General features: G+C 51.2%; 3 protein-coding genes. All 3 read right to left on the reverse strand.

The features are described from left to right. Window positions 1-2,349 (reverse strand): DUF1601 domain-containing protein (locus J7439_RS24395; RefSeq protein WP_209204656.1); only part of this gene is annotated, 2,349 nt, incomplete at its 3' end. Window positions 2,350-2,455: 106 nt separating this feature from the next. Further along, a complete protein-coding gene (locus J7439_RS24400; protein WP_209204657.1) occupies window positions 2,456-5,743 on the reverse strand; it encodes an RAP domain-containing protein in 3,288 nt (1,095 codons plus the stop codon). 237 nt (window positions 5,744-5,980) lie between these two features. Beyond that, complete coding sequence (locus J7439_RS24405; protein WP_209204658.1) at window positions 5,981-9,262, reverse strand: RAP domain-containing protein; 3,282 nt, start codon at window positions 9,260-9,262, stop codon at window positions 5,981-5,983. Between the last annotated feature and the right edge of the window lie 204 nt (window positions 9,263-9,466).

Consider the following 9,466-nt stretch of genomic DNA (forward strand, 5'->3'; position numbering starts at 1 on the left):
GGCCCACAGCAGGTTGGCGATTTCCTGTGGTTTAAAGTCAGCTTTCTCTGGGTTCACTTGTAACAGCACGGCCACGGCCTCTTTGAGCTGCGGTGTCCGCTCCTGCCCGTTGTCCACCAGTTTCGCCATGGCCCACAGCAGGTTGGCGATACCCTGTGGTGTAAAGTTAGCTTTCTGTGTGCTCACATGGGGCAATAGTGCGGCCACGGCCTCGTTGAGTTCTGGTGTTTGCTCCTGCCCGTTGTCCACCAGTTTCGCCATGGCCCAAAGAAGATTGGCGATTTCCTGTGGGTTAAAGTTAGCTTTCTGTGCCTTCACTTGGGGCAACAGCGCGGCCACGGCCTCGTTGAGTTCTGGTGTCTGTCCCTGCCCGTTGTCCACCAGTTTCGCCATGGCCCAAAGAAGATTGGCGATTTCCTGTGGGTTAAAGTTAGCTTTCTGTGCGTTCACTTGGGGCAACAGCGCGGCCACGGCCTCATTGAGTTCTGGTGTCTGTCCCTGCCCGTTGTACACCAGTTTTGCCATGGCCCACAGCAGGTTGGCGATATGCTGAGGAATAAATTGGTTTTTTTTTGCGTTCACGTGGGGCAACAATGCGGCCACAGCCTCTTTGAGCCCTGGTGTCCGCTCCTGCCCGTTGTCCACCAGTTTTGCCATGGCCCACAGCAGGTTGGTGATTTCCTGTGGTTTAAAGTGAGCTTTCTGTGCGTACACACAGGGCAACAGCGCAACCACAGCCTCGTTGAGCTCTGGCGTCTGCTCCTGCCCGTTATCCACCAGTTTTGCCATGGCCCACAGCAGGTTGGTGACACCCTGGGCATTAAATTGGTCTTTCTGTGCGTTCACGTGGGGCAACAGCGCGGCCACGGCCTCGTTGAGCCCTGGTGTCTGCTGCTGGCCGTTTTCCACCAATTTCGCCATGGCCCACAGCAGGTTGGTAATACCCTGTGCATTAAATCGGTCTTTATGTGCGTTTACCCGGGACAACAGCACGGCCACGGCCTTGTTGAACTCTGGTGTCTGCTCCTGCCCGTTGTCCACCAGTTTCGCCATGGCCCACAGCAGGTTGGCGATTTCCTGTGGTTTAAAGTGAGCTTTCTGTGCGTTCTCGCAGGGCAACAGCGCAACCACAGCCTCGTTGAGCTCTGGCGTCTGCTCCTGCCCGTTATCCACCAATTTTGCCATGGCCCACAGCAGATTGGTGACACCCTGGAGATTAAATTGGTTTTTCTGTGCGTTCACGTGGGGTAACAGAGCGGCTACGGCCTCGTTGAGCCCTGGTGTCCGCTGCTGGCCGTTGTCCACCAATTTCGCCATGGCCCACAGCAGGTTGGTAATACCCTGTGCATTAAACCGGTCTTTATGTGCGTTTACCCGGGACAACAGCGCGGCCACGGCCTCGTTGAACTCTGGTGTCTGCTCCTGCCCGTTGTCCACCAGTTTCGCCATGGCCCACAGCAGGTTGGCGATTTCCTGTGGTTTAAAGTGAGCTTTCTGTGCGTTCACGTCGGGCAATAGCCTGGCCACGGCCTTATTGAGTCCTGGTGTTCGCTCCTGCCCATTGTCCACCAGTTTCGCCATGGCCCACAGCAGGTTGGCAATATGCTGAGGAATAAATTGGTCTTTCTGTGCGTTCACGTGGGGCAACAATGCGGCCACAGCCGCGTTGAGCCCTGGTGTTCGCTCCTGCCCGCTGTCTACCAGTTTCGCCATAGCCCAAAGCATGTTGGCGATTTCCTGAGCACCAACATAGCTGGCTTCAGGTTTTTGGTTGCACTTGAATATTATTGCATCAAGCAGTGTTGTCAATAAGGCAGTTTGAGTAAGCTTGACACGCTCATCCAAGGGGCTGTGAGGGGTAAAAACACCCGCTGAAGTAAATGAGTGCAGTGTTGTCGTCAGGCTTCGCCAATTCCAGCTCCGCGTTGCTGTGAAATTTTGCAGCAAACGTATCAACTGGCTTTGTTCCGCTCGATTTAAAGGTCTTTTAGACGCTGACGTGTATTTTTTAATTGAACTGGCATATAGGCCGTGATCTCTCCCATCATAGCGATGACCGAAACGATACGATTTACTCACCAGACCATCCATTATTTCCTGTTTGGTGAGAGCATTAAAATCTTGAGCAGGGTTTACTGAACGGTGCAGTAGATATTGAGAAGGGCTTGCGGCAGAAGAATGGTAAAATTTATTACGCCCCGGAGTTGTGCGTGGGGTATTATCCCACTGTCTGACTGTGGCATGTCTATATCGTCCACGCCCTGAAGAAGGGGCATGGCCTTTCGGTTGGTTGTAATCATTACCTGATCTTGTGTATTTACCACTGATACCAGCAGATCTTCTATCCATAATTATATTTCATTAATTCATGAGAATATAAAAAGCAGACTGCTGTTCTGTTCAGAAGTTCATTTTGCTGGAATGTGAAAACGGTTCCTGGGTCGAAAGGAGGGGATTACTGGCTGTTTGTTTTCTTCCTATTTCCTGGTTTGCCGGTTTGCTCTTCTGAATGTTCTTCGGCGGTTAAGTAACCGTGATCTGAGGGTTGCCCGCCTTTATCAGCAGTAACGTATGACTCATCTGCCCACTCTCTTTTAAGTGATACAGAACCATGCTCCTGTGGCGCGATGCCTATCCCGGTCTTTATTTGATCAATGTATGGTTTCATTAAATCCTGATTCCCAAGCCTGTTAACCGGAATTTCAATGACCTCAAATCCTGCTTTTTGCAACAGTGCGATTTTAAGCAGAGTCGAACCATTCCTGGTTTTGAAATCACCACCCACGAAATGTGACGGTCCCTGAACTTCAATCACCATGTTGTGATCTGGCAGTAGCAGGTCAACCGGAGGCAGTGAGTTCAGACTCTTTTCTTCTTCAATCTGCAAAGAGGGAAAGCATGATTGGAGTTGATCGTGAAAGTCGGATTGACGTTTTGACATGGTAGTCTGGTAACGGGGGACGACGGGGCACGCTCTCCCAAGCCAACTTGCGGCCATGGCAATGATGGATTGATCCTCTTCATTGTCGGGGGGTGTATTTTTCAGGCAAGTAAACAGGTCATCCATGTGCTTTTCAAGCACATTTTTTTTATTGATAGTGGAGGCCAGAGATAACCTGGCACAGCACACCATTACTCCCCAGAGAGACATAAATATCCCTTGCTGAGAGAGCAGAGGGTTGTTACTGATCCGGTAGACAAGCGATTCGAACGTAGAGGTAACCACGTTCAGCTTAACGAGCTCACCCAGTTTCGCCATGGCCCACAGCAGGTTGGCGATATGCTGAGGAATAAATTGATCTTTCTGTGCGTTCACGAGGGGCAACAGCGCAGCGACGGCCTCGTTGAACTCTGGTGTCTGCTCCTGCCCGTTGTCAACCAGTTTCGCCATGACCCACAGCAGGTTGGCGATTTCCTGGACATTAAATTGGTCTTTCTGTGCGTTCACGTAGGGCAACAGCGCGGCCACGGCCTCTTTGAGCCCTGGTGTCCGTTCCTGCCCGTTGTCTAACAGTTTCACCATGGCCCATAGCAGGTTGGCGATACCCTGTGGTTTGAAGTTAGCTTTCTGTGCGTTCACGTAAGGCAACAGCGCGGTCACGACCTCTTTGAATTCTGGTGTCCGCTCCTGTCCATTGTCCACCAGTTTTGTCATGGCCCACAGCAGGTTGGCGATTGCCTGTGGGTTAAAGTCAGCTTTCTCTGGGTCCGCTTGTGGTAACAGCACGGCCACGGCCTCTTTGAGCAGCGGTGTCCGCTCCTGCCCGTTGTCCACCAGTTTCGCCGTGGCCCATAGCATGTTGGTGATTTCCTGTGGGTTAAAGTTAGCTTTCTGTGCGTTCACGTTGAGCAATAGGCTGGCCAAGGCCTCATTGAGCCCCGGTGTCCGCTTCTGCCCGTTGTCCACCAGTTTCGCCATGGCCCACAGCAGGTTGGCGATACCCTGTGGTGAAAAATTAGCTTTTTGTGAGCTCACTTGGGGCAACAGTGCGGCCACGGCCTCGTTGAGTTCTGGTGTTTGCTCGTGCCTGTTGTCCACCAGTTTCGCCATGGCCCACAGCAGGTTGACGATTTCCTGTGGGTTAAAGTGGGCTTTCTGTGCGTTCACGTGGGGCAACAGTGCGGCCACGGCCTCGTTGAGTTCTGGTGTCTGTTCCTGCCCGTTGTCCACCAGTTTTGCCATGGCCCACAGCAGGTTGGCGATATGCTGAGGAATAAATTGGTCTTTCTGTGCGTTCACGTGGGGCAACAGTGCGGCCACGGCCTCGTTGAGTTCTGGTGTCTGTTCCTGCCCGTTGTCCACCAGTTTTGCCATGGCCCACAGCAGGTTGGTAATGCCCTGGGCATTAAATTGGTCTTTCTGTGCTTTCACGTGTGGCAACAGCGCGGCCACGGCCTCGTTGAACTCTGGTGTCTGTTCCTGCCCGTTGTCTACCAGTTTTGCCATGGCCCACAGCAGATTGGCGATATACTGAGGAATAAATTGGTTTTTTTTTGCGTTCACGTGGGGCAACAGTGCGGCTACAGCCTCTTTGAGCCTTGGTGTCAACTCATGCCTGTTATCCACCAGTTTTGTCATGGCCCATAGCAGATTGGCGATTTCCTGGGCATTAAATTGGTCTTTATATGCGTTCACATGGGGCAACAGCGCGGCCACGGCCTCGTTGAACTCTGGTGTCTGCTCCTGCCCGTTGTTCACCAGTTTTGCCATGGCCCACAGCAGGTTGGCGATTTCCTGTGGTTTAAAGTGAGCTTTCTGTGCGTTCACGAGGGGCAATAGCCTGGCCACGGCCTCATTGAGCCCTGGTGTTCGTTCCTGCCCGTTGTCCACCAGTTTCGCCATAGCCCACAGCAGGTTGGCAATATGCTGAGGAATAAATTGGTCTTTATGTGCGTTCACGTGGGGCAACAGTGCGGCCACAGCCTCGTTGAGCTCTGGTGTTCGCTCTTGCCCGCTGTTTACCAGTTTCGCCATAGCCCACAGCAGGTTGGCAATATGCTGAGGAATAAATTGGTCTTTATGTGCGTTCAAGTGGGGCAACAGTGCGGCCACAGCCTCGTTGAGCCCTGGTGTTCGCTCCTGCCCGCTGTCCACCAGTTTCGCCATGGCCCACAGCTGGTTGGCGATTCCCCGGGCATCAATATCCCTGGCGGGAGGCTTTTGGTTGCACTTGAATATTATTGCATCCAGTAGCGTCGACAATAAGGCGGCTTGAGTACGCTTAACACGCTCATCCATGGGTTTATGAGGGGTAAAAACACCCGCTGAAGTCAATGAGTGCAGTGTTGTCGTCAGGCTTCGCCAATTCCAGCTCCGCGTTGCTGTGAAATTTTGCAGTAAACGCATCAGCTGGCTTTGTTCCGCTCGATTTAAAGGTCTTTTAAACGCTGACGTGTATTTTTTAATTAAACTGGCATATAGGCCGTGGTCTCTCCCATCATAGCGATGACCGAAACGATCCGATTTACGCACCAGACCATCCATTATTTCTGGTTTGATGAGGGCATTAAAATCTTGAACAGGGTTTACTGAACGGTACTGTAGATGTTGAGAAGAGCGTGTGAAAGAAGAAAGGTAAAGTTCATTATGCCTCGGGGCTGTGCGGTGGGGATTATCCCATGGCCTGACTGTGGTATGTCTATATCGTCCGCGCCTTGAAGAAGCGGCATGGTCATTCTCTCGGTTGTAATCATTATTTGATCTTGTGTATTGACCACTGATACCAGCAGAGCTTCTATCCATAATTATATTTCATTAATTCATGAAAATATAAAAAACAGACTGCTGTTCTGCTCAGAAGTTCATTTTTCGGAAAAGTTTATAAAGATAATCGGTTGTGGAAAACCATCTACTCCTGATGCCACCAATCTGTTATTTTCAAATCATCCGGGGCGAGATGCATGGTCAACAGGCGTTCAACGCTGGCATTCCTTCCCGGAATGTGTAAAAGGTTCTTGAGTCATGATGGGAGGAAGGCGATTACTGGATGTTTGTTTTCTTCCTCTTTGCGGGTTTACCGGGTTGCTCCCCTGAATGTTCTTCGGCAGTCAAGTAACCGTGATCTGAGGGTTGCCTGCCTTTATCAGCAGTAACGTATGCCTCATCTGCCCACTCTCTTTTAAGTGATACAGAGTCATGACCCTGTGGCGGGATGCCTGTCCTGGTCTTTATTTGATCAATACATCGTTTTATTAAATCCTGATTCCAAAGCCTGTTAACCGGAATTTCAATGACCTCAAATCCTGCTTTTTGCAACAGTGCGATTTTCAGCAGAGTCGAACCATTCCTGGTTTTGAAATCACCACCCACGAAATGTGACGGTCCCTGAATTTCAATTACCATGTTGTGATCTGGCAGTAGCAGGTCAACCGGAGGCAGTAAGTTCAGACTCTTTTCTTCTTCAATCTGCAAAGAGGGAAAGTATGATTGGAGTTGATCGCGAACGTCAGATTGACGTTTTGATCGGATAGTCTGGTAATGGGGGACGACCGGGCACGCTCTGCCAAGCCAACTTGCGGCCATGGCAATGATGTATTGATTCTCTTCATTGCCTGAGGGTGTATTTGCCACACGAGTAAAGAGGTCCTCCATGTACTTTTCAAGCCAGTTATTGTTATTGGAGTCCAGAGACAATCTGGCACAGCAAACCATTACTCCCCAGAGAGACATCAATATGTCTTGCTGTAAAAGCTGAGGGCTTTCACTGATTCGGTGAACAAGCGATTCGAACATAGAGGTAACCCTATGCAGCTCAATGAACTCACCCAGTTTCGCCGCGGCCCACAGCAGATTGGCGATTTCCTTTGGTTTAAAGTTAGCTTTCTGTGTGTTCACGTGGCGCAATAGCACGGCCACGGTCTCTCTAAGCTTTGGTGTCCTATCCTGCCCGTTGTCCACCAGTTTCGCCACGGCCCACAGCAGGTTGGCGATTTCTTGTGGTTTAAAGTTGGCTTTCTCTGTATTGACGTGTTGCAACAGCGCGGCCACGGCCTCATTAAACTCTGGTGTTCGCTCCTGCCCGTTGTTCACCAGTTTCGCCATGGCCCACAGCAGGATGGCGATTCCCTGGGCATTAAATGGGTTCTTCACTGGGTTCACGTGAGGCAACAGCGCAGCCACGGCATCATTAAACTCTGATGTCCGCTCCTGCCCGCTATCCACCAGTTTCGCCATGGCACACAGCATGTTGGCGATACCCTGTGGTTTAAAGTTATCTTTCTGTGCGTTCACTTGTGGCAACAGTGCGGCCACGGCCTCTTTAAGCTCTGGAGTCCTATCCTGCCCGTTGTCCACCAGTTTTGCCATGGCCCACAGCAGGTTGGCGATCTGCTGAGGAATAAATTGGTCTTTATGTGCGTTTACGTGGGGCAACAGCGCGGCCACGGCCTTGTTGAGCTCTGGAGTCCTATCCTGCCCGTTGTCCACCAGTTTTGCCATGGCCCACAGCAGGTTGGCGATCTGCTGAGGAATAAATTGGTCTTTATGTGCGTTTACGTGGGGCAACAGCGCGGCCACGGCCTTGTTGAGCCCTGGTGTTCGCTCCTGCCCGTTGTCCACCAGTTTTGCCATGGCCCACAGCAGGTTGGCGATACCCTGTGGTTTAAAGTTAGCTTTCTGTGCGCTCACGTGGGGTAACAGCGCAGCCACCGCCTCGTTGAGCTCTGGTGTTCGCTTTTGCCTGTTGTCCACCAGTTTCGCCATAGCCCACAGCAGGTTGGCGATTTCCTGTCGTTTAAAGTTAGCTTTCTGTGCGTTCACGCGGGGCAACAGTGCGGCCACGGCCTTGTTGAGTTCTGGTGTCTGTTCCTGCCCGTTGTCCACCAGTTTTGCCATGGCCCACAGCAGGTTGGCGATATGCTGAGGAATAAATTGGTTTTCTTTTGCGTTCAGTTGGGGCAACAGTGTGGCCACAGCCTCTTTGAGCCCTGGTGTCAATTCATGCCTGTTATCCACCAGTTTCGCCATGGCCCACAGCAGGTTGGTAATGCCCTGGGCATTAAATTGGTCTTTCTGTGCGTTTACGAGGAGCAACAGCGCGGCCACGGCCTCGTCGAGATCTGGTGTCTGCTCCTGCCCGCTGTCCACCAGTTTTGCCAGGGCCCAAAGCTGGTTGGTAATGCCCTGGGTATTAAATTGGTCTTTCTGTGCTTTCACGAGGGGCAATAGCGCGGCCAAGGCTTCTTTGAGTCCCGGTGTCCGCTCCTGCCCGTTGTCCGCCAGTTTCGCCATGGCCCACAGCAGGTTGGCGATATGTTGTGGAATAAACTGGTCTTTCTGTGCGTTCACGAGGGGCAACAACGATGCTATGGCCTCGTTGAACTCTGGTGTCTGCTCCTGCCCGTTGTTCACCAGTTTCGCCATGGCCCACAGCAGGTTGGCGATATTCTGAGGAATAAATTGGTTTTTTTTTGCGTTCACGAGGGGCAACAGCGCGGCCACGGCCCTGTTGAGTTCTGGTGTCTGTTCCTGCCCGTTGTCCACCAGTTTTGCCACGGCCCACAGCAGGTTGGCGATATTCTGAGGATTAAATTGGTCTTTTTGTGCGTTCACGTGGGGCAACATTGCGGCCACAGCCTCGTTGAGCACTGGTTTTCGCTCCTGCCCGCTGTCTGCCAGTTTCGCCATGGCCCACAGCAGGTTGGCGATTCCCTGGGCATCAATATCCCTGGCTGGAGGTTTTTGGTTGCACTTGAATATGATTGCATCAAGTAGCGTTGTCATTAAGGAAGCTTGAGTTCGCTTGACACGCTCATCCAAGGGGCTATGAGGGGTAAAAACACCCGCTGAAGTGAATGAGTGCATTGTTGTCGTCAGGCTTCGCCAATTCCAGCTCCGTGTTGCGGTAAAATTTTGCAGCAAACGCATCAGCTGGCTTTGTTCCGCTCGATTTAACGGTCTTTTAGCAGTTGACGTGTATTTTTTAATTGAGCTGGCATATTGACCGTGACGTCTCCCATCATAGCGATGACCTAAACGATCCGATTTACTCACCAGGTTATCCATTATTTCCTGTTTGGTGAGAGCATTAAAACCTTGAGCAGGGTATACAGAACGGTACTGTAGATGTTGAGAAGAGCGTCTGAAAGAAGCATGGTAAAATTCATTACGCCCCGGGGCAGTGCGGGAGGGGTTATTCCATTGTCTGACTGTGGCATATCTATATCGTCCATGCCGTGAAGAAGCGGCCTGGTCATCCGGTTGGTTGTAATCATTGCCTGATCTTGCGTATTGACCACTGATACCAGCAGAGCTTCTATTCATAACTATATTTCATTAATTCATGAGAATATAAAAAAGCAGACTGCTGATTTGTTCAGAAGTTCATTTTGCTGGAATATTGATATGGCAAGGATTTTCCGGACACTTTTTTACGCTGCCTTGGCAAGTTTTTGCTCATACACGAACGGTGCCAGGTAGCTATTAGTCGAATGCTTTCTCTGACGGTTATAAAACACTTCGATATAC

Source organism: Salinisphaera sp. G21_0, assembly GCF_017744115.1.
Taxonomy (GTDB): domain Bacteria; phylum Pseudomonadota; class Gammaproteobacteria; order Pseudomonadales; family Endozoicomonadaceae; genus Endozoicomonas.

Coding starts and splice junctions, on each gene's coding strand:
- J7439_RS24400 (WP_209204657.1), bottom strand. CDS start 5,743: ATGGATAGAAGCTCTGCTGGTATCAGTGGTCAATACACAAGATCAAAT.
- J7439_RS24405 (WP_209204658.1), bottom strand. CDS start 9,262: ATGAATAGAAGCTCTGCTGGTATCAGTGGTCAATACGCAAGATCAGGC.